This window comes from Candidatus Woesearchaeota archaeon (genome assembly GCA_030651135.1).
Taxonomy (GTDB): Archaea; Nanobdellota; Nanobdellia; order Woesearchaeales; family JACPBO01; genus JACPBO01.
On record JAUSCS010000006.1, the window covers coordinates 409,660 to 429,698 of the forward strand.

Below are 20,039 nucleotides of genomic sequence, written 5' to 3' on the forward strand. Positions count from 1 at the left end.
TTACCCGCCCCTTCCTGCAAAGCATTTCTTCACTTCTTCTTTAAACAGATCAAAAACTGGCTTTTTCAGCTTTATTTTTATTGGTTCATTTATTGTTTCCAAGCCGTCTCTTTTATCATTGCAGTAAACTTCCATTGTGCTTGTTGCTGCATCATAATCCATATCGCAGCCAATGTACTCAGGATAATGCTCAATCACATAGCTTTTGATGAATTTGTCATCATTAATGTCAAGATTCTTCATAACATTGCCGTTAACTGCGCCATATACAAGGAAGCCTATCAGAGTTCCAGCTAAAAGCAGGCCCATGACGGCTACAACATCATCTTTATCTTCATTTTTTCCTTTCATTTTACCGCCATCAAGCTCAGCTGCAATTTATCAACATCATCAATCTTGTATGCAAATGATGTCTTTCCGCTCTTTGGGAGATATTTTAACGCATAAGTCCATACATAGTCAAGCTCGTCAAACGTAGTTTCTTTATTGCCTGTTAAAATCAGTATTGCATTATTCATTCCCTTGAGTTTAGACTTCATCAGCTTATCAACATCATTGCTGCCAAAGTCGCCTATTTCAGCAGAATAAAACTTTGCTTTCCTGGCGTTATTTGTTATCATCTTGAAATCTTCCAAGCTGAGATTAATTAATATATTCCCGTAAATTGCATTGAATATAGCCGAATAATATATATTGTCGATCTTATGTTTTTCAAGAAATTGCTTTATATTCCTGATATTGTAATCTTTTGTTTTACCAGCGCCATAGAGTTGGTCAATCCTTTTTTCAATTTTGCATCTTATTGCATGTTTAAACACAGTCAACAGCCTTTCAACATCCTCTTTAACTCTGAAATTTATTCTGTTTACGTTAACAGCAAGTGTTCGCAATTTATAGTAATCTGATGATTTATTTATCAGATCCCAGTAAGGCTTAATTATGTTCGTTATATCCTTGGCTATTTTCGGATTGACTTTGCTTTTATACCTGCAAATATAATGCCTGTTATTTTTCATTTTAACCTCATTTTTCAAAATAATCGCCTTCCAGCATTCCATTAAGCATAAATACCTCAAATATCGCTTCAAATATGTTCGTATAAGTTTTTCTTGTCTTTTTTATGGGAAACTGCAGCTTTCCTTTTTTGAAATAGCATGATTCCAGCTCAACCACATACTTGCCCTTTTTCTCAGCCATTTCGATAAAGTATACGCCGTTTGTGAAAAGAATGTATTTTTTATCATAGTTCTCAACCATGAATTCGTGCGGCGGATTTGAAAAAGGGAAAAAATAAGACTGCTTTGTAATTTCATCCAGCACTTTCAGTATGGGTTTTTTGTCAGACGGCTTCCGTATTATCATCCTTTCACACATACGCAGCAGCTTGGGATTCAGCCTGCCATAGGTTTTGCTCAGATCAGGGTATTCCATTTTAGTTTATATAATCCGGAACATCTTCAGTTATCGGAATATCATTGTCAAAATACCTTTTCACTTCAAGCAGATCGATCTTTTTCCTGTTTTTCTTGACGCCTATTGTAAATACAACTGTGTCACCCATCAGCTTCTGTATCTTTCTCATTTTCAGAGCCATTTCGTCCTTTTTCCCTGTATCCTGGTTTTTCTCCTTCATTTTTTCACCTCTTTCCTAAGCCTTTTCTGCCCCTTTTTGCAGAAATCAAAAAGCATTTTCCTGCCTTTCTCATCAAATTTCTCGCATCCGATGCTGGTGTAAAGCTTGATCTCATTGCCGCAGCGGCACATTGTTCTTATTTTGAGCCTCATTAAAACATCACCCTAAGCAGGGGTTTTCCATTCATCTTTATTTTTTCAATAAAGAAATTTTTAGAGGAATCATCATCAAAGCACTCATCTGGCCTGTAACGGACTGATCCTTGCCGCAGCAGCAGATCAACAGCTTTCGAATATAAGTGAAGCTCCAAGCGGTGTATATTGTCCTCTTTTAGCTTTTTAACAAATAATTTCAGCAGCTCCTTCTCATCAATGTACACAGTATCAACTCTCTTTTTCTTTTGCTGCTCAGTATTGAACTGGTTGTCTTCCCAAAAAAAAGAATTAACATTGTTTGTATTTTCCAAATCCACAATAGCTGCTCTGAGATAGTCAAGGTATTTGTTCAGTAAAAATCTGTCGTGCCCCTTCATATCATCTCTTCTGTGCATAACCATCAGCATCTTAACTTTTTGGTCGCCGTACTTCATAGCCATGATCTCCTCTGCGCTTCTAAGTGCCTTTTCATCATTAAGCCCTTTCTTCAGGCATTTGCCGCATGTCATTGCCTGCTTGTTCTTTTCATCATGCTTGTAATAAGTCTTGCAGTGAGCGCAGAAGAATTTTTCAGTCTTGTTTTTTGCTTTCATTTTTCCTCGAATCATATTATCTCTATTATCTCTTCCTCTTTCTGTTTCATTATTTCCCTGATAACCAAAAATGCTTCCTTCTTCTCCACAGAATCAATAGTGTTCAAAAATTCAATGGTGTTGTTCAACAAATTCTTTAATTTCACTATATTTTCAGATTTCATTTTCCACCTCTTTCCTCATTCTGTTTTTGGGCGATTTTCAGAGCCCTGCACGTATTTATTTTAATCCAATCTTCACAGCTATTAACTGCTGAATGCATCATTTAATCCTCCGTCAAGCTGCTTGATCGCTTTTTCAAAGAACTCTGCTGCGCTCTTGGCATCAAGAAGCTCTTTCTTCAGCTTTACAACATTAACCCATTTCCTGCCCCTTGCATTGCTGGATTTCTTCTGCTTCACTTCAACAAGATCTTTATTGTAAAGATGCGAAGCATACCTGCTTACTGTGTTCAGATGGAATCCAGTCTGCTCAGAGATCTGCTTATATGTCAGCCCTTCAGGATGCATGCAAAGCGCAACTAAAAGCTTGAATGGAAGTTTTATTTTTTCCGATTTAATCATCTTTATCATCCTCTTTCTCATAATCCTCGTCATCAGGATTAAAACATTCTTCAAATTTATGGCCTTCTGGACAGCTAACTGCTATGCCCTCATCAGTATTTTCTGCTTTGCAGCTTTCTTTTTTGTAAAACTTATCACAATCTGTGCAGAAGTAAAGGGTTCTCTCATTACCATATATTTGATTCGTTCCTCTTTGTTCATACCACCTATGCCCTTTAGGGCATGTAATATCTACCGGGAGGTCTATCGCGTCGCTTTCAAAGCGGCATTGCTTATGCCTATAATATACTCCGCATTCTGAGCAGAAACAATAGTTTGGTTTGGATTTTAAAATTTGTTTGGAGCTATCAAGCCGGTCCCTTTTATCTTCAATCACTTCATACCTTTCATCAAGCTTTTCAATTTCATCATCGATCTTCTTTATTTTTTTTGATAGTTCAGGGTCAATCATTTCTGCGCCCTTGGTTTTTGCCATTTCCTCTTCTTTCTTTTTTTCTCTCATTTTTTTCGCCTCCTAAATGATATGAAGAGGGGCATTATTCATAAATGTTTCCATAAAAAAATAAGAAGTTTCCAATAAAAAGTGGAAATGTATACTTCAAAACAATAATCTTTAAATACTGGCATAATTATCCTATATATGAAAATGCCAACAACATTAATATCAACAATCCATAAAGGCGATGCAGTTGAAATTGCAGTCTATAAGTTCTCTCCTGACAAGCTCATTCTGCTGGATTCAAAGACAGCAGATCCAACGAAGAAAGCAGGCATAGAAAGGATAAAGAGCAAATTCAAAAGAATAGATGTGGCTGTTGAAAAGATTGAAATTTACAATATTCCTGAGATTGTAGCAAGGGTGTGTCAGCTGATTGATGATGAAGCAAAGCTTGGGAATGAGATAATCATCCATATTTCTGAATCAAGAAAAACGCAGAGCATTGCTTCAATGTTCGCTGGATTTATCAAAAAAGACAAGATAAAAGGCATTTATTACATTGAGGAGGAAACAGCTGATCTTGTTCCTATGCCTCTGCTTGATTTCAAGCTCAATAATACAAAAACAGCCATTTTGAAGGCAATTAAAGCCGGATCTAAAACACCAAGGCAGATTCTTAAAAAAGTCAGCAAATCAACTGCGATGGTTTATGCGCATATAAAAGATCTGAAAAAAGACGGCTATATTAAAGAAGGGGAGGAGCTTGCGCTTACTCCGTCAGGAGAGATCTGCGCGCTTCAGCCGCAATAGAAATGAAATCGAAAATAAGATATCTTTATGTTTTTTCAGCCTTGTTTATTTTTGATGTAATAACCACGCTGATCAATAATCCCGCCAGCGAGATAAATCCGATTATAAAAGCCCTCTGGCTGAAAAACCCGCTTTATATGTTATTGTTCAAGCTGTTTCTTTTGCTCATCATAGCAGGCGCATATGCCTTTGCATTGAAATTTGGGACAACAAGGCAGATCAATACTTTCCACAATGTGCTGAAGATTGGAATTGTGGCTTATGTGATAATTGCGATTCTCAATATATTGAATTTTGTGAATGTGTTTTGATTCGGAATATTTTCAATAAGAAAATCACTTAACAATCTCGCCCAAAACCCTGACAAAATCCTTTGATTTCTCCAAAGGTATGGAAAAAGAGCTTTCAAACTGCCATTTGCCATCCTTCAGCTTGCTTTTTTTGATCAATAAGAACTTATCTTTTTCTGTTTGAATTATGTTAAACCAGATGATCTTATCATCAAACCTTAATTTATCTGACTTCAGTGTTTTATAAATATGCGGATAATAAACCCTTACAGGGCCATGCTCCCTTACATACAGCTCATTTTCCCTGACTAATAGCTGCAAATGCTTTTCCAATGTCTTTCTGCTTATCTTCGTGGCTTTTTCTATATCTGTTGTTGTCAATCCTTCTGTATGTGTTTTGAAGAAGGTTAGAAGCCTGTCATGGATTTCCTGCTCTTTCTGGAAAGGTGATAGATTGGTCATTTTGCACTGGACACAGTGGACAACTGTGGGCACAACCCTTATATATATGTTTTGGTACTAAGGCTGATATACTGACTAAAAGCGGGAAAGCCGAAGTAACAGCTTTGCTGAAGGTTTTTCCCTACCTTTTTGTTGGTGCCTCGATTGAAATAAGAACCGAACAGGAAAGAGGTGAGGAAAATGAGCATAAAATGGGAAGTAAGTATAATAGAATTAAAAGAAAATGGGAAAAAGTATAAGGTAACAAGGAGAATGCCCGATATGAATATTGCAGAGACGAAGGTGTTTGATTCTAAGGAAGATGCTATTGCACAGTTTGAAGAATGGACTCGTCTAACTTAGATTTTAGCAGCTCTTTAAGCTCAGGCTGATCAAAATGGTAAATATCCGGAATATTCATGGAAATGATGCGTTTTTGCATGTATTCTTCAGGAAAGCGTTTAGCTATCTCAGATCTTTGGGCGTCTTCCATAGTCACTACAATATCAGCCCATTGAATCTGCTTTTTTGTTACTGGATTTTCATTATACAATCCAGCGGATTTAGTCTGGAACCTGTCTTTGAAAAGACGTTCAGCAGTTTTGCTTCGATTTTGGTTTTGGTTGCAGATGAAAAGGATGTTCATGGTATAAAGGTTATTTGTGATAAATATAAAGGTTACGGAAAAAGTCAGACATTGTCTGACCAACTAACATGGAATCATTGCCGGTTGCTTCTTAAGGCAGATAAAAACAGAAATGTTTATATATATGACTTGATAAGTCATATATTGAGGGCGTAAATGAAGACTCTCATTGACGACCTTAACGAGTTTTACAGTGAAAAGGTAAGGCTCGTAAAGACTCTTATGAAGAGGGAATCTGTCAATGAATACCCTGAGCTTTTGAAATGGAAACTTCAAATGCTCTTTTTTGACGGAAAAGAGTGGGTAGAGATTTGCAGGATTGACAACTATCCGCATGAAATCCAAAAAGGAAGCCACATTCATGTTTACGGGAAAGAAGATGTGAAAAGAGCCGAAATGACTTTCCAAGAAGCAGATAAGGTAATAAAAGAAATTAGCGCAAGAATATTGAAAGAAAAGTTTAACGAAGATATTTAGGAGATGATGAAGATGAACTGTGAAATCAAGATTGTTGAATCAATAAGTAGATACACCGAACAGATTAATCAAAAAATAAAAAACAACGCTCTTGACAAGCCTGAAAGGGGACTCGTGATGACTCCTGAAACTTTCAATAAGGTATTCAGCCCTGAAAGAATAAAGCTGTTGCAGAGAATTTACAGGAACAATGTCAAGAATATCTACCAGTTGGCTAAAGAGCTTGATAAGCCTTATGAAGTGGTGTTTAGGAATATAAAATATCTTGAAGGTATTGGCTTGATAACGATAACTGATAAAGGCAATAAGAAGATTCCCCAAATGCCTTGTAAATTGTCAATAGACATGTTTTCTAGAGAAGCGATAGAAGCTTAAGAGGCTGTTGACATGATGCTAAGAGAGATTGCTGTTTCGGAAAGGCCTCGTGAAAGGCTGGTTTGCAATAGTGTTAATATCTTGAGCGATGCTGAGTTATTGGCTGTTATTCTTCCTGCGCTTCTTTAAAATCATCAATATAATGCTTTGCCATCTTCCCGCTCAGATAGAAATAATAGACCAAGGCGAAAAAGGTCTTTTTATGGACTCCGATTTCAGATTTAACCTTTAATCCCAATTTGGCTAGTAAAGCTCCTGCAATGTAAAACATTGAATAATAGGAACTGTTGATTATCCATAAATAAGACTCAAAATCATCATTAATAAAATCAAACTCAGCCTTAACAGCACCATCAGAAGAAACCTTATTCAGTATTTTTGCAGTGTTCAGGGAAGTCAAGGCATTCTCAACATAAAAATCAACCAATTTCTTGTTCTTTTCATCTTTTACAATTTCATCATCATTCCTTAGCCTAGCAACTTCTTTCTTAATCTCCTCCAGTCTTTTATCATCTAACATCTCTCTCACCTAAAAGCGCATAGTATTGCTCAGCCCCGTATAACATCACATGATTATTAAACGTTTCATTAACAACATTCATTTCATCCCTTTTGCTAAGCATCTCTTTAAAACTTTCTTCACCAATAATGCTGATATGAAACTTTTTATTCAAAACCGATAATCCGGACTTTAATTCTCTTTCAAATTTTTCATTTTCAGAAGGCAGGATGGCCAATAAGTCAATATCGGATTTTTTAGTTTCCTTTCCAGCCGCATATGTTCCAAAAACAAGCAAAACAAAAAACTTGCCAGAGCATTTCTTAAGAAAAGTCTTAATGTGAATTTTGATTAAATCGTGCTTCTTGAAAAAATCCTCTTTCCTAATGTTCTCGATATAGGCCAAATCCCCGATATTTTTTCTGTAATTCAGCCTTAAGCCGCCCTTCTCTTCTATGAAAAATTCTTCTGCCTTTAACTTCTTCATAGAAGTATGGACTATTTTCAAATCCTTTTTAATTAATCTTGAAACTTCCCTAATCATAAAACTATCTAAAATCCTGGAAACAAACAATTCAAGCACTTTTATTTCGGTTTTGGTGAATATCATTGTTGTATTTATATACTACAGATGTTGTATTTTAGTACTACAATATAAATCTTTTGATTTCAGATGCACAAGCCAAACTATTCTTCATACTCCTTATCAGCAACTTCCCTGATCTTCTTCGCTTTCTCAGGCCCGATCTTCTCAACATCCTGCAGATCATCTTCAGAAGCATTTACAATGCTCTTCACAGTCTTGAAATGCTTCAGCAAAGGCTTGGCCAGTCCTGATCCAATTCCAGGAAGAGATGAAACAACATACTCCTGCTGCTCTTTCAGTGTCAATGGCTTCTTTGATCCGTGCATTGAGAAATCGCTTCCAGTCTCTTCCTGCTCACGTCCAGCAATCATCTTCAAGAACAAAGCAGTCTCCTTGAAATTACGCGTAAACAATATCGGAATCCCGTAAGAAACAGCAATGGTTGCAAGCATCCCTCTTATGGCATTTGCATGCACATTCCTTATAGAATAAATATCCTCAGTTCCTTCAACAACAACAAGCGGCCTTTCATAATTCTGCTTCAGATCCTTCAGCTGCTCCAGTAATCTTCCGTCAATTATTGAATTCACAAAATCTTCAACATTTTTAAATTCCACCGCGCATCTTGAGCTCAACAAATAATCTGCAGTTTCAAGCTTCTCAAGCTTAAGATCGACATTTAAGTCAACCAATTCTTTTATAACCCCGGAACCCTTTTCCCTGTAATCAGCGTATATCCTTATTTTTTCCATTTTAACAAAATTATTAAGCGGCTTCTCCTGCCGAAGCACAAAGCTTATCTTTTCTTTGATGTTATTTAAATGCTTGTACATTTTTTTCTCTTTATGATGTGCGCTCCACCTGTAAGCTTCATCCCTTGTATCAGCAGTCATCAGCATCACAACCTTTCCTTTCTCTAATCTTCCGGTTCGTCCCTTCCTTTGTATTGTTCTTATAGCAGAAGGAATCGGCTCGTAAAAGATAACCAGATTTACAGATGGCACATCTAATCCTTCCTCGCCAATTGAGGTCGAAATAAGCAAATTAAACTCATCATTCCTAAACTCATCCATTATCTTCTTCTGCTCTTTCTGCGTCAATCCAGTATCGCCTTTCTTCAGTTGCCCTACAAATATTTTCGCTTTAACACCTTCAATTTTGTTCAATTTATAAGCAATGTCAACAGCATTATCTCTGTATTGGTTAAACACAATTATTTTTATGCCAGCCTCATCTTTAACTTCTTTCTGAACAATCTTCTGCAATTCAATTAATTTAGGATGCTCAACCTGCTCGTCATAAAGCTTCTGCGCTTTAAATAATGCGCTCTTAAAATCCTCGTCTTTCACAATGTTCTTGATCGCCTTTGTTTTTCCCGCTTTCTCTTCTTCAAGCAGCTTTTCAAAATATTTGTGCAACGTAATTATTCCCTGTGTTTCCAAAAGCTCAAGAGCATGATAAATCTTCATAATTTCAGCTAAAACAGATATTGCAGTCAGAACAACAAAATCCTTGTCTCCGGAAAGCATCCTTCCCCTGAGTTCGCCCTGCAGCATAATCAAATCCTTTTTACTTACAAACCTTAACTCTGTTCTCCTCAATATGCCCCATTTCTTCAGATTCTTCAATCTTTCATCAAGAAAATGCTGCAGATATTTCTGCACTTCCTTGAATGGCGGAGGCAGTTCCACTTTAACCCAGTCAATCTTAACTTCCTGTATGTACGGCTTCACATCCTCGCTTTCATTTGTCCTTACTTCAATCTCTTCTATAAACAGATTTTTGCAGACTTCTTCTATTTTCGCCAAATCACTTCCTGGAGAAGCAGTCAATGCCAATATTCTGGGATATTTTGCCAATTTATTGTACATCTTTGCAATAAAAACATAAGCATAATCACCAACAGCGCGGTGCGCTTCATCAACTCCCAGCAGAGAAACTTCAGATAAATCGATCTTGCTGGAAATCACATCATTTTCCAGCCCTTGCGGAGTGGAAAAAATGATTTTTGCATTCTTCCACAGCTCTGCCCTTTTTTCAGGAGCTACAAAGCCAGTAAAAACAGCCATCTTCTCCTTCTCAATCTCAAAATGCTTCTCAAAAACAGAAAGATACTGGTCAATAAGAGGCCGAGTAGGGCCAATAAACAATATTTTAGAATTTGGAAACTGCGTTAATCTGTGCGCAGCCAGCATCAGAAATATATTTGTCTTGCCCATTCCAGTCGGCAGCACAACTAATGTATTCTTCCTCGATGCTGTTGCAAAAATAGTCTCCTGATAGAGCCTGGGAACAAAGTCTTTTATCATTTTACAACTCCAACATCCTCGATCAAATGCCCTAGTTTTTCTTTTTTAGCTTTAAGGTATTTCTCATTGTTTTTATTCGGCTTGATCAATAAAGGAATCCTATCAACAACCTTCAATCCATACTTCTCCAATCCTTTTATTTTGTGCGGATTATTTGTTAATAGCCTTATTGTTCTCAAGCCAAGATCAGCCAATATCTGCGCCCCGATTGTATAATCTCTTTCATCTGCCTTAAACCCAAGATTCTCATTCGCTTCAACAGTGTCCATTCCCTTATCCTGCAGTGCATAGGCTTTGATCTTATTCAATAATCCAATTCCTCTTCCTTCCTGACGAAGATAAAGCAGCACTCCGCCTTTTTCAGCTATGATCGAAAGCGCTTTCTCAAGCTGCTCTCCGCAGTCGCATCTTAAGCTTTTAAAAACATCTCCGGTAATGCACTGCGAATGCACTCTTACAATAACGTCTTTTTTATTCGCAACATCGCCTTTTACCAGCGCAATATGATGATCTTTTCTTTTTGTTTCATAAACTATTATTTTGAACACGCCATATTTTGTTGAAAGCTTTGCCTCAGCCTTTTTTATTATCAAGCTCCCCATTTTAAGAAGTAATTAAAGTCCATTTAAATAGTTTATGAGCAAATTTATAAATAAGTAAGCTATCCTCTAACATATGGTCTTAATAAAATGTCGGAAATTTTCCACCAGTTTAAAACTGGTGGCTGAGAGCCAATCTCCATTCAGATTGTGTAAAATTTCTGAGCATGCTCAAGAACCACCATAATGCTGTAAATGACGGCAACATTCCACCCATCTCTGCTGGGTGGTTCTTGACAGAAGCAAAAACAAAAGAAGAAATGCTGCAAGTCATTTTTCTGAGAAGAAAAGTGCTTGTTTCTGAAAATAGATATTCAATACTGAAATCAGAGCCTGATAAATATGATCTTACTTCAAAAATCTATGTCGCTAAACAAGGCAATAAAGTGATTGGAACTGCCAGAGTAAGAAAAGAAGGGAACATTTACAGGATACAAAGAATGGCCGTATGTAAAAATTACAGGAAAAAAGGTATGGGAATAAGAATAATCAAAAAAATTCTTAAAGATTTTATAAACAAAAGAATCTATTTGATGAGTCCCAAGTCATCTGTTTCGTTTTATGAACAATTCGGCTTTAAAAATGTCAGAATTTTCCATCCAGTCTTTGACTGGTGGCAGAAAGCCAACCTTTTTGTATGTGGAAAATTCTGAGCATGCTCAAAAACCACCTGATGCGATGGAACGTAGCTACATGCCACCCATCTATGATGGGTGGTTTTTGACAAACCAAGAAGACACAAAAAGGAAAACATCAAACTTATTACAGGCTGCAAAACTTTTAGTAATCATGCCCTGGCGCCAGTATCTTGAAATTATACCCAAGCAATTTCACAAGCGATTTCTTGATCTTAGACGGCACAGAAGTCGGCAGATCAGTTCTGCCAAGCATCTTCTTATTGAACAATGTATCGCCTGTAAACAAAACAAACTGCTTCGGATAAAACAAGCATATTGATCCGCGTGTATGCCCTGGTGTTTCAATTATTTGAAAAAGCTCATCAGAAACAGCAGCTTTTAATTCAACATTAAACTTCTGCACCATATCATCATCCAATATTGCCGCTTTTTTATCTCTATTAAAATCCTCAATCTCAGCAGCACCGGCAAAAAACTCTGCATTCGCAAACAAATCAAAATTCCCGATATGATCGTAATGCAAATGAGTAAAATAAACCTTCTTCACCTCATCTAAAGGCACAACTTTATCCAGAAATCTCAACAACTCACTTCTCTGGCTTCTGGGTCCTGTATCAACCACAATCTTCTCATTCTCAAGAAGATAAACATTCGAGTCAACACTTAGCTTATACACATTCTCGCAAATCTTAACAATCATCTTACATATCCTTTTTCATGCGCATAATAACTTATAATATTTGCCAGAATAAACAGGATCAATATCGCTATCACACTCCCATATCCCCTGATAAAAACACCAAGTACAAAGCCAACCAAGAAAAATATAAATCCAAGAACAAAAGGCACCTTTAATCTTTTTTTCCTGTAAAACCACATCCTTCCAGTCATCAGGCCGCATAAAAATACTGTTACATACTGCAGAAAAGCAGAGCCGGCAGAAGCTGAAAGATAAAATCCTGCAATAAGCACAATAATTGCAACAGTTTCAGCCCAGTCCGTATAAAAATCATACCCTTTCTTATTTTTGAATAATTTCATTAAAACGTCTTCCTCTCAAATGTTACATAAAATATGAGCCAGCACACAGCGCCGATTAACAATGCAAAAATAAAGGAATAGACATTCAGCCAAGCGAATAAAATCGCATAAGCAATTATGCTGGTCGCTACAAAAACATATATCAGCCGTGAAGCAAAGAAAATCCTGCTTCCTGCCAAAGGCGGAATCGGCAGCAATTGATAAGCGCCGTAAATAAGGCCGATGAGGAATATCTGCTGTATTGCAGCTGAATTAAGATGGAACCATAAGTCTATGCTCTTCAAAATTGTGCCAAATAATATTCCGGCAATAGGCCCTGCCAGAGATGTATGGCTGAATAAGTTTGTGTTTGGCCCGTAACGGAACTTGCCCAGCCTGTGCTGAGGCAGCATATGGATAAAAATTCCTCCTGGAGCTAAAAACCATATATAAGGAAAAGCCGGAAAACCGCGTTTCATAGATGCGCTCATAACTATAAGAAGAAGCCCGATAAGCAGACCGTACCACCACATTTTGTACTCTACTTTGTAGCCAAAAATCAATCCAACAATTCTATGGCCTACTTGGTTTATCAGAACTATCAGTGCAACAAGTAATATTGAAATAAAGAAGTTTTTCACGCCAGTCATCAGCTGAAATTCCGTGCCTGTCCCCCATTTATCGAAAGAAACTATAAAAGCAACAACCAGTATGGAGATCATCAGCGCTTTTGTTTCTTCAGCGCTGAACTTGAAATACCTGCTTATCTTATCTCTTAAATCAACCAGTTCGCTCATTTCAGCATATCACTTTGGGAAATAGTATATAAAATTTTGGATTTTAAGCCTTTATCAACCCAATTATTTCCTCTTCATGCCCTGCTCCGACAATCGCAACAATCTTAGCTTTAGGATCTTCAAGCATTATTTTCTTAAGATTGGCTGCCATTACTTCATTCCTTTCTGTAACAAGCACCCTATAAACATTAGGGTAATTCTTTTTCACTTCATCTGTCAGTTTCCTGATAATCTCTTTAGAAGGAACTTTATTCAGGTCAAATTCCAATTTCCTCCTCATAAAAAATCCTTTGAAAATGTCCTTTACAAAATTCCACTTCTCCTTCCAGCTTAAGCTTTTTGAGAATTTCCTCAATGTAACTTCAATATCCTGGTCAATCAAGGCAACCCTTATATTGTTCTTTTTTGCCAGCCTTATCGCAGCAACCATCTCAGACCCTGGCTGCACCCCGACAATGGCGCCAAGCTTCTTTTCAGCCCAGGCACCAAGCAAAGCAAACAAATAGCCTTTAAACCCGATCCTTCCGATGTCGCTTATGCTTACTCCTCTCTTCTCCTTCTGCAGCAATGCAAAGAAGCGCCTCCTGTCAAGCTCCAATGCAATTATGGCTGGTTTTTCAATTTCTATTGCGTCTTTAACCTCTTTCAGGGATTCTTTTGCTATATGCGAAGTTCCTATCACTATGAGATTTTTATATGCCATTTCCTATGAAAAGCCCTTTTGTTTTATAAAGTTTCTCTTGTAGAGTAGAAAAGTTTAAATAGTTGAGTAATTTTAGAGAAAGTATAAATTTTAATTAAAAAATTGGAGGTAGATTTTATGTTAAAAATGAAAAGGATTTCTGAAACATATGATATGAAAGTGTTCACCGACAGCGGCGAGTATTTTGGCGATGTTGAAGAGAGCATTCTTACACAGACAAAAGTATTTGGATGGAGAGTCAGGGCAACTAAAAACTCATTCCTTAACAAAGTTCTGGGCAGCGCAAAGGGCGTCATAGTTCCGCATCAGCTTGTCAAATCAATCGGCGATGTCATGATCATCAATAAAGCAGCTGTTCCAAGCTACAATCCTGAAGAGGAAGAAAAGGCGTAAATTTAATTTCTGATTTAAGAAACAAGGCCAGAATACATATATTCGTGAATCTGTTGTGTCGTAGTAATATCCTTTGCCCTTGTTTTATCTTTTCGAAGCTGCTTAAATGTCGGAATTCTTAACGAGTGCGCCCTTTCATTGTCATAACTAAGGCCGCAGCTATGCCAGTTATCAGTATAAGTTACGTCTTGTACTTGTATCTCCACAATTACAGGATCTCCCTGCGCAATGACCAGCCTTTCAGGTATTTTTCTTCTTATCTTTGACATCGAAGGGTTAAATGCTATGCCGCTATGAGCTTTTACAGTTTTTTCATAATCCCCATTAACATTCACAATATTTTTCACTCTTTTGCAGATCTCTTCCTGATCTTTTTTTGCGCCGACTTTCACTTTTGCCAGCGTCTCATATTTCCCTGTTTCCCCATTATAGCTTCCAACCAATATTGCTGAAAATGGCTTTCCTGCTTTTCTGCTTTCAGGAGTTTCATAAAAGCCAAGGACAACAAGATCAAGCGTTAAAAATTCCTTTAATTTTATCCAGTCGCTATCCCTGCTGCCGGGAATGTAAAAAGAAGCAGGATCTTTAACAACAAGGCCTTCATAATTATTGCTTATTGCCTGCAGGAAAAGCTGCTGCAAGCTCTCTTTATTGGTTATGTCCCATTGCTGTATCAGGCCCAGGTTTTTTGTTCCATCAACAACCTCTTCCAATATTGATCTTCTGACCTTAAGCTGCCTTGAAAGCAATGGCCTGTTTTCAATTATAAGTGCATCAAAAATATCGAGCTTTAGAGGGTACTTTTCAATAAGCTCTTTTGTTAAATTTTTTACGCTTGTTTTCGGCCTATTTTCAACTGCTATGAATTCATCCAAGGAAGTGAATTTTTCATGAGTTGGAAGCCCAAGAAGCTCTCCATGATAATAGCCAGAAGGAAGCTTCAGCATGCTTTTTGTTATTTCAGGAAAACATTCAGGATCCCATTCATTCAGGCTGCTTGAAAACATTTTTATTTTTTCATTGCATTTGCGGTCTATGCTGAGCAAAACGCAAAATCCGTCACTTTTCTTTTCTGCTATTGTGTTGCCTATTGCTATCGGATACTGAAATGTTTTTACATCGTCTTTATCAAAGCTGAATTCATCAACTTTTTTTGGAGCTATTGGCGCATGCAGCCTGATTTTATAGTCTTCCAGCACTTTAAGCTCATTTGCCCTTCTGAGCTCTTTTTTCTCCAGCTCTCTGTCTATTTTTGTTTTCATCTTAGTTCAAGCTGACATACCTTTTCGGCAGATGGCCTGAATCCAATTGCCTTCCAACCCGCTGCGTTGTCAATAAGCCGTTCTTTATGCTGTCATAGCACAGTATGACTTCCCCCGCTAGAAACTCTATCCTTGCTCTCGTTATGTCTGATAATTTTTCATCCTGGCACAGCAGAGTAAGCTTGTATGAGAGGTCATAAGCACTGATGCCCAGAGGGCTTTCCTGCCTTATTTGGTCTGCAATCTTTTTATTAAGCCCTTTTCCATCATACCTGTCAAAATAGCCATTAAGCTCGTTAAGAGTGAAATATTTGCTTCTGCTTTCATCAATTCTTCCTTCAAGCTCTTCTGCCAATGCTGTTAATTTTATCAGCCTTTTAGCAAGGTTATCATCCCCTCTATGAACAATCCGGTTTATGCCTTTTTTCAGCACTTTGTCAAGGAAGATTGTCCAGTTTGAGCACGCACGATTATACCAGCTTATGCCGCAGCTTATTGCATTTAATCCAGAGCCGCCATAAGTCCCGTAATCGCCTGTGTTTAGAACAAGATTCATTCCCTTGAATCGCGTGTTTAGCGGAAAGTTCAGCTGCAGGCTTTCATTGTTGCGGAAATATCTTATTGTCGGCCTTATTCCAATTAATTTTGATGTTTCTTTTACAATCTCCTGCGGATTGATTTCCAAAAAGCTGTCTGTTACAACTGACAATGGCCTGCTACCTGCAAATCTTAAGTACAGATCTTTATCAGCATTTGTCAATAATATCTTTTTTTCTGCTTCTTTTTTTGTAATGCCGTCTTCGCTCGCCTTTATATCAATGCTGCATTTTTGCAGAAATCTTCTGTTTAAAGCTGATGGCACAGTAAGTTTGCTGTAGATTATGTCCTCATACCCCGGATTTCCGGCTATTACCGGCCTTTCCTTCGGCACCCTAATCATTCTTGCCTGTTTTACAGGGATCTTTTCCAAAATTTCAACCATTTTTATCGCCTCCGATATCAATTATCATGCTGAATAGGATGCAAAGAAAGCTATATTAATTATTGTGGTGATATGAATCACCATAAAATTTATATATGGGGATCAATTAGCCAATATCATGGACGAAAAATTCCTGGAAGACGCTGGGCTGACAAAAACAGAGGCAAAAATTTATCTTGCATTATTAGAGCTTGGTCCTTCTTTGGCTGGCGAAATAACAAAAAAATCAGGCATACACAGGAGAAGCGTCTATGATGCAATCGAGCGCCTGATACAAAAAGGCCTTGTTTCTTATTTGAAGACGAACAACAGGAAATATTTTGAAGCTGTGGCTCCGGAAAGATTAAAAGATATTTTGAATGAAAAGGAAGACAACCTTAATTCCATAATGCCTGAATTAAATCTTAAATATGGCTTATCAAAAGAAAAGCAGGAGACCCTTTTCTTCAGGGGGAAGCAGGCATTAAAGACGATATTCGATGACCAGATAAAAGAGGGAAAAGAAATCCTGATCTTCGGCGCCTCTTCAAATGCAGATGAAATTGTTAAGTACTATTTCCTACATTATGACAAAGAAAGAATAAAACATAAAATAAATGTAAAGGCGATTTTTAATGAAAAAATAAACAAGAAAATACCTTTGTGCAAAATAAAATACCTACCAAAGGAATTCAAGAGCCATGCAGCAACAAACATCTATGGCAATAAAGTCGCTATCATCCTATGGTCAGAGAACCCATTTGCAATATTGATCAAAAACAAGGAAATCGCAGAAAGCTATAAAAACTACTTCGAAATCATGTGGAAGATTGCTAAATAAGCGGCTATGGTCTATCGGTATGATGCGAGCTTCCCAGGCATTTTGCAGAAAAAGCTTGCGAGCCGGGTTCAATTCCCGGTAGCCGCATCGGCGGCTAACGGACCAAGAACGAGCGAAGCGAAGTGATGCTGCCCGGTAGCTGCACGAATATATAACTTAGGAACAAATAGAAAAAATGATCAAAAACATTATTTTTGACTGGTCTGGAACATTAAGTGATGACTGGGATAGCGGTCATACTGCCGCAATGCGGGTTTTTAAAAAATTAGGATTGAAAGTTTTAAGTTCAGAAGAACACAAAAAGGAATTTATTCTCCCATATATGAATTTTTATAAAAAATATAAGAAAGATATCGGTAAGAAAGAAATTGACAGATTATTCTTCAAAGAAATAAACTTAGTTAATGAGCCAAAACCATTTCCCAAAGCAGAAAAGATATTGAACTTTTTTAAAACGAAGGGGATCAAGATGGCCCTTTTAAGTTCACACCCGCAGAAAAAACTGGAAAAAGAACTGAGAAACTACGGTTTTCAAAAATTTTTCATAGAAGTAAAAGGAAGCGTACATGATAAAAGAGAAGTGATATATGGGATAATGAAAAGAAATAGGTTCAATAATAAAGAAACTGCATATGTTGGTGACATGGTTCACGATATAGATGCAGGCAAAGAAGCAAAAGTAACTGCAATTGCTGTTTCTTGGGGCTATCAATCAAGAGAAAAACTGTCAAAGGAAAACCCGGATTTTATCATAGATGATTTGGATGAACTTAAACATATTATTCGCATAAAATGAAAACTGCTCTAAAACCAAAACAACGAGAAACAAACTTCAAGTATTTCGATATAATCCTTGGATTATTTGTTGCTGTTTTATTGATCTCAAACATCGCAAGCTCCAAAATCCTGAATCTTGGCCCATTCACTTTCGATGGCGGCACGATCTTATTTCCATTGGCGTACATATTCGGCGATGTTCTGACAGAAGTCTATGGCTATAAAAGATCAAGAAAAGTGATCTGGACTGGATTCTTTTCCATAATTCTGGCAAGCGTAATCTTTTGGATTGTCGGAATTCTGCCTCCAGCAAATGGCTGGGAAAACCAAAAAGCTTATGATGCAATCCTTGGAATTGTGCCAAGAATTGTTTTAGGATCATTAGTTGCGTATTTTGCAGGCGAATTCTCAAATTCTTATGTTTTGGCTAAGATGAAAATATGGACAAAGGGAAGATGGCTCTGGACAAGGACAATAGGCTCAACAATTGTCGGCGAGGGTGTTGATACATTGCTGTTTGTTTTGATAGCATTTTTGGGAATTCTGCCATTATCATTGTTAATAGCCGTTATAATCTCAAACTATGTTTTTAAAGTTGGAGTTGAAGTTTTATTCACCCCTGTAACTTACAAAATTGTCAAATTTTTGAAAATAAAGGAAAATGAAGATTATTATGATCGTAAAACAAACTTCAACCCTTTTGCAGCGAAATGAAGCTCTCTGATTTTGATTACAAGCTTGAAAAAAGTTTTATTGCGCAGCATCCTGTCGAGCCAAAGGATCATTCCAAATTAATGGTTGTAAAGAACAACAAAATTGAACACAAGCAGTTCTATAATATCATTGATTATCTGAAAAAAGGCGATGTTTTGGTCATTAATGAAACAAAAGTACTGTCAAATAGAATTATCGGAAACAAAACAACTGGCGGAAAAGCAGAGCTAATCATAAATAAAAAGTTAAAAAATAATATCTGCGAATGCCTTATTAAAACAAGAAAGCCAAAAACAGGAGCAGAATTTATTTTTAAAAATAAAATAAAAGGAAAAATAATTAATAAAAAAGGCAATCTGTTCATTGTACAATTCAATAAAAACATTAATAAAATAATAGAAAGAATTGGTGAACTCCCGACTCCGCCATATGTTAAAAGTAAAATAAAAAAAGATACCGAATATCAAACAGTTTATTCTAGTGTTAAAGGATCTTTGGCAGCGCCAACTGCAGGATTGCATTTTACAAAAAACCTGTTAAAAAAACTAAAAAACAAGGGAGTTAAAATAGCAAAGCTGACATTGCACATTTCTTTCAGCACATTCTCGCATATAAGGGAAGAGGATTTTACAAAGCACAAGATGGATCCGGAATACTTCTCAATCAGCAAAAAGAATGCAGAAACAATAAACAAAAGAAGAGGGAGATTGTTTGTTGTCGGGACAACATCATTGAAAGCATTGGAATCCTTGAATAAAAATAAAAAAATAACTGCAAAGTCAGGCTATTCCAATCTGTTCATTTACCCGGGATATGCATTTAAAAATAAGGTTGACGGCTTCATAACTAACTTTCATCTTCCAAAATCTTCCTTATTGCTGTTAACCTGCGCATTTTACGGAAGAAAGAATATGCTGAACGCCTATGAAGAAGCAATAAAGCACAATTACAGATTTTTCAGCTTCGGGGATGCAATGCTGCTCCTTAAAGAAAACTCGCATCCGCAATAATTCTGCCTGTAAAGATCATATTTCTTTGACAGTTCAACTGAATGCCTAAACCCCTCCTGTTTTTTGAAATCAATATCCAAAAATCTTATTCCCCCGGTTTCCAGCTTTTTTCCAATCTCAAAAATCTTCTTTGAATCCTTGTGCGGGCTTATAGTCAATGTTGTTGTAAAGCAGTCAAAGCCCAATTCCCTTGCTTTCTCAGCAGTTTTCCTCAGATTGAATTCAAAGCATTTCCAGCATCTCTTGCCTTTTTCAGGCTCATCCTCAAGGCCTTTTACAAACTCAAGCCATTCTTCGTGGCAATAATTATCAATAATTAATTTTAAGTTAAAAATCCCCGTAATCTTTTTTGCATTCTCAGATCTTTTCTTAAATTCTCCTTCAGGACAAATATTTGAATTGGGAAAAAACAAAACTAAATCATACTTTGATTTCAGAAATTCAATTGCATGCGTCGAGCATGGCGCGCAGCAGATATGCAGCAATAATTTTTTCATAATAACAGAAA

32 protein-coding genes, 1 tRNA gene and 1 pseudogene are annotated in these 20,039 nt (G+C 37.0%); 12 read left to right on the forward strand and 22 right to left on the reverse strand.

The features are described 5' to 3' along the window. The 9 genes from Q7J54_02420 to Q7J54_02460 all read right to left on the reverse strand — a co-directional run bounded on the left by Q7J54_02420 (position 1) and on the right by Q7J54_02460 (position 3,446). On the reverse strand, positions 1-351 hold the full coding sequence (locus Q7J54_02420; protein MDO8740411.1) for a hypothetical protein: 351 nt from the start codon (positions 349-351) through the stop codon (positions 1-3). After that, entirely contained in the window at positions 348-1,016 is a 669-nt protein-coding gene (locus Q7J54_02425; protein MDO8740412.1) for a hypothetical protein, read from the reverse strand. The genes Q7J54_02420 and Q7J54_02425 overlap by 4 nt, the downstream gene beginning before the upstream one ends. Before the next feature lie 7 nt (positions 1,017-1,023). After that, positions 1,024-1,431, reverse strand: coding sequence for a hypothetical protein (locus tag Q7J54_02430; GenBank protein ID MDO8740413.1), 408 nt, complete (start codon positions 1,429-1,431; stop codon positions 1,024-1,026). Between the two features lies 1 nt (position 1,432). Continuing rightward, entirely contained in the window at positions 1,433-1,633 is a 201-nt protein-coding gene (locus Q7J54_02435; protein ID MDO8740414.1) for a hypothetical protein, read from the reverse strand. Then, complete coding sequence (locus tag Q7J54_02440) at positions 1,630-1,785, reverse strand: hypothetical protein (GenBank protein ID MDO8740415.1); 156 nt, start codon at positions 1,783-1,785, stop codon at positions 1,630-1,632. The genes Q7J54_02435 and Q7J54_02440 overlap by 4 nt, the downstream gene beginning before the upstream one ends. Then, a complete protein-coding gene (locus Q7J54_02445; protein ID MDO8740416.1) occupies positions 1,785-2,381 on the reverse strand; it encodes a hypothetical protein in 597 nt (198 codons plus the stop codon). Before Q7J54_02445 ends, Q7J54_02440 begins: the two co-directional genes overlap by 1 nt. An 11-nt stretch (positions 2,382-2,392) precedes the next feature. Further along, positions 2,393-2,545 (reverse strand): hypothetical protein, encoded by a 153-nt coding sequence (locus tag Q7J54_02450; protein MDO8740417.1) that lies wholly within the window; start codon positions 2,543-2,545, stop codon positions 2,393-2,395. Between the two features lie 81 nt (positions 2,546-2,626). Continuing rightward, positions 2,627-2,944: a hypothetical protein gene (locus tag Q7J54_02455; protein ID MDO8740418.1), complete on the reverse strand. Its 318-nt coding sequence runs from the start codon at positions 2,942-2,944 to the stop codon at positions 2,627-2,629. Beyond that, complete coding sequence (locus tag Q7J54_02460) at positions 2,937-3,446, reverse strand: hypothetical protein (protein MDO8740419.1); 510 nt, start codon at positions 3,444-3,446, stop codon at positions 2,937-2,939. Before Q7J54_02460 ends, Q7J54_02455 begins: the two co-directional genes overlap by 8 nt. 144 nt (positions 3,447-3,590) lie before the next feature. Between Q7J54_02460 and csa3 the strand changes: the two genes are divergently transcribed. Next, a complete protein-coding gene (gene csa3, locus Q7J54_02465) occupies positions 3,591-4,193 on the forward strand; it encodes a CRISPR-associated CARF protein Csa3 (GenBank protein ID MDO8740420.1) in 603 nt (200 codons plus the stop codon). Between the two features lie 2 nt (positions 4,194-4,195). Continuing rightward, positions 4,196-4,504, forward strand: coding sequence for a DUF5658 family protein (locus Q7J54_02470; protein ID MDO8740421.1), 309 nt, complete (start codon positions 4,196-4,198; stop codon positions 4,502-4,504). A 24-nt stretch (positions 4,505-4,528) separates the two neighbouring features. Here Q7J54_02470 and Q7J54_02475 read toward each other — a convergent pair whose 3' ends face one another. Next, on the reverse strand, positions 4,529-4,945 hold the full coding sequence (locus Q7J54_02475; GenBank protein ID MDO8740422.1) for a hypothetical protein: 417 nt from the start codon (positions 4,943-4,945) through the stop codon (positions 4,529-4,531). A 180-nt stretch (positions 4,946-5,125) separates the two neighbouring features. Between Q7J54_02475 and Q7J54_02480 the strand changes: the two genes are divergently transcribed. Next, entirely contained in the window at positions 5,126-5,287 is a 162-nt protein-coding gene (locus Q7J54_02480) for a hypothetical protein (protein MDO8740423.1), read from the forward strand. Here the strand turns inward: Q7J54_02480 and Q7J54_02485 are convergent. After that, entirely contained in the window at positions 5,250-5,570 is a 321-nt protein-coding gene (locus tag Q7J54_02485) for a phosphotyrosine protein phosphatase (protein ID MDO8740424.1), read from the reverse strand. The two genes, Q7J54_02480 and Q7J54_02485, sit on opposite strands and share 38 nt — an antisense overlap. A gap of 156 nt (positions 5,571-5,726) precedes the next feature. On the opposite strand from Q7J54_02485, the gene Q7J54_02490 reads away from it, so the two are divergent. Together Q7J54_02490 and Q7J54_02495 are read left to right on the forward strand one after the other, a co-directional pair. Continuing rightward, on the forward strand, positions 5,727-6,047 hold the full coding sequence (locus tag Q7J54_02490; GenBank protein ID MDO8740425.1) for a DUF6516 family protein: 321 nt from the start codon (positions 5,727-5,729) through the stop codon (positions 6,045-6,047). Between the two features lie 12 nt (positions 6,048-6,059). Further along, the gene (locus Q7J54_02495; GenBank protein ID MDO8740426.1) at positions 6,060-6,422 is read left to right on the forward strand and encodes a hypothetical protein; all 363 of its coding nucleotides are present in this window, start codon (positions 6,060-6,062) and stop codon (positions 6,420-6,422) included. 106 nt (positions 6,423-6,528) lie between these two features. Here Q7J54_02495 and Q7J54_02500 read toward each other — a convergent pair whose 3' ends face one another. The 4 genes and pseudogenes from Q7J54_02500 to ribA form a co-directional block, all read right to left on the reverse strand. After that, complete coding sequence (locus tag Q7J54_02500; protein MDO8740427.1) at positions 6,529-6,942, reverse strand: hypothetical protein; 414 nt, start codon at positions 6,940-6,942, stop codon at positions 6,529-6,531. After that, positions 6,932-7,531: a nucleotidyltransferase domain-containing protein gene (locus Q7J54_02505; protein ID MDO8740428.1), complete on the reverse strand. Its 600-nt coding sequence runs from the start codon at positions 7,529-7,531 to the stop codon at positions 6,932-6,934. Before Q7J54_02505 ends, Q7J54_02500 begins: the two co-directional genes overlap by 11 nt. Positions 7,532-7,608: 77 nt before the next feature. Then, complete coding sequence (locus tag Q7J54_02510; GenBank protein MDO8740429.1) at positions 7,609-9,816, reverse strand: DEAD/DEAH box helicase; 2,208 nt, start codon at positions 9,814-9,816, stop codon at positions 7,609-7,611. Next, positions 9,813-10,412, reverse strand: a pseudogene (gene ribA, locus Q7J54_02515) (GTP cyclohydrolase II). Before ribA ends, Q7J54_02510 begins: the two are co-directional and overlap by 4 nt. A gap of 170 nt (positions 10,413-10,582) precedes the next feature. Between ribA and Q7J54_02520 the strand changes: the two are divergent. Continuing rightward, positions 10,583-11,068 carry a GNAT family N-acetyltransferase gene (locus Q7J54_02520; GenBank protein ID MDO8740430.1) on the forward strand — a complete coding sequence of 162 codons (486 nt, stop codon included), beginning with the start codon at positions 10,583-10,585 and terminating at the stop codon, positions 11,066-11,068. Between the two features lie 127 nt (positions 11,069-11,195). On the opposite strand, the gene Q7J54_02525 is transcribed toward Q7J54_02520, so the two are convergent. Genes Q7J54_02525 through Q7J54_02540 form a run of 4 tightly spaced genes read right to left on the reverse strand, consistent with a single transcriptional unit; the run spans position 11,196 to position 13,573 of the window. Continuing rightward, positions 11,196-11,753 (reverse strand): MBL fold metallo-hydrolase, encoded by a 558-nt coding sequence (locus Q7J54_02525; protein MDO8740431.1) that lies wholly within the window; start codon positions 11,751-11,753, stop codon positions 11,196-11,198. Beyond that, positions 11,750-12,094, reverse strand: coding sequence for a hypothetical protein (locus Q7J54_02530; GenBank protein ID MDO8740432.1), 345 nt, complete (start codon positions 12,092-12,094; stop codon positions 11,750-11,752). Before Q7J54_02530 ends, Q7J54_02525 begins: the two co-directional genes overlap by 4 nt. After that, complete coding sequence (locus tag Q7J54_02535; GenBank protein MDO8740433.1) at positions 12,094-12,870, reverse strand: hypothetical protein; 777 nt, start codon at positions 12,868-12,870, stop codon at positions 12,094-12,096. Before Q7J54_02535 ends, Q7J54_02530 begins: the two co-directional genes overlap by 1 nt. 43 nt (positions 12,871-12,913) lie before the next feature. Next, entirely contained in the window at positions 12,914-13,573 is a 660-nt protein-coding gene (locus tag Q7J54_02540) for a TraB/GumN family protein (GenBank protein ID MDO8740434.1), read from the reverse strand. A gap of 117 nt (positions 13,574-13,690) precedes the next feature. Between Q7J54_02540 and Q7J54_02545 the strand changes: the two genes are divergently transcribed. After that, positions 13,691-13,966 (forward strand): PRC-barrel domain-containing protein, encoded by a 276-nt coding sequence (locus Q7J54_02545; GenBank protein MDO8740435.1) that lies wholly within the window; start codon positions 13,691-13,693, stop codon positions 13,964-13,966. Positions 13,967-13,980: 14 nt separating this feature from the next. Here Q7J54_02545 and Q7J54_02550 read toward each other — a convergent pair whose 3' ends face one another. Further along, positions 13,981-15,228 (reverse strand): hypothetical protein, encoded by a 1,248-nt coding sequence (locus Q7J54_02550; GenBank protein MDO8740436.1) that lies wholly within the window; start codon positions 15,226-15,228, stop codon positions 13,981-13,983. 1 nt (position 15,229) lies between these two features. After that, positions 15,230-16,210 carry a hypothetical protein gene (locus tag Q7J54_02555; GenBank protein ID MDO8740437.1) on the reverse strand — a complete coding sequence of 327 codons (981 nt, stop codon included), beginning with the start codon at positions 16,208-16,210 and terminating at the stop codon, positions 15,230-15,232. A gap of 118 nt (positions 16,211-16,328) precedes the next feature. On the opposite strand from Q7J54_02555, the gene Q7J54_02560 reads away from it, so the two are divergent. The 5 genes from Q7J54_02560 (at position 16,329) to queA (ending at position 19,531) form a co-directional block, all read left to right on the forward strand. Continuing rightward, positions 16,329-17,030, forward strand: a complete 702-nt coding sequence (locus Q7J54_02560) for a helix-turn-helix domain-containing protein (protein ID MDO8740438.1) — start codon at positions 16,329-16,331, stop codon at positions 17,028-17,030. Next, positions 17,031-17,117: transfer RNA gene (locus tag Q7J54_02565), tRNA-Gly, on the forward strand. It abuts the gene before it with no gap. Between the two features lie 88 nt (positions 17,118-17,205). Then, positions 17,206-17,826 (forward strand): HAD family hydrolase, encoded by a 621-nt coding sequence (locus Q7J54_02570; GenBank protein ID MDO8740439.1) that lies wholly within the window; start codon positions 17,206-17,208, stop codon positions 17,824-17,826. Further along, on the forward strand, positions 17,823-18,521 hold the full coding sequence (locus Q7J54_02575; GenBank protein ID MDO8740440.1) for a queuosine precursor transporter: 699 nt from the start codon (positions 17,823-17,825) through the stop codon (positions 18,519-18,521). The genes Q7J54_02570 and Q7J54_02575 overlap by 4 nt, the downstream gene beginning before the upstream one ends. Further along, a complete protein-coding gene (gene queA, locus Q7J54_02580) occupies positions 18,518-19,531 on the forward strand; it encodes a tRNA preQ1(34) S-adenosylmethionine ribosyltransferase-isomerase QueA (GenBank protein MDO8740441.1) in 1,014 nt (337 codons plus the stop codon). Before Q7J54_02575 ends, queA begins: the two co-directional genes overlap by 4 nt. Here the strand turns inward: queA and Q7J54_02585 are convergent. Continuing rightward, the gene (locus tag Q7J54_02585) at positions 19,468-20,028 is read right to left on the reverse strand and encodes an epoxyqueuosine reductase QueH (GenBank protein MDO8740442.1); all 561 of its coding nucleotides are present in this window, start codon (positions 20,026-20,028) and stop codon (positions 19,468-19,470) included. The genes queA and Q7J54_02585 overlap by 64 nt on opposite strands. Positions 20,029-20,039: the final 11 nt, after the last annotated feature.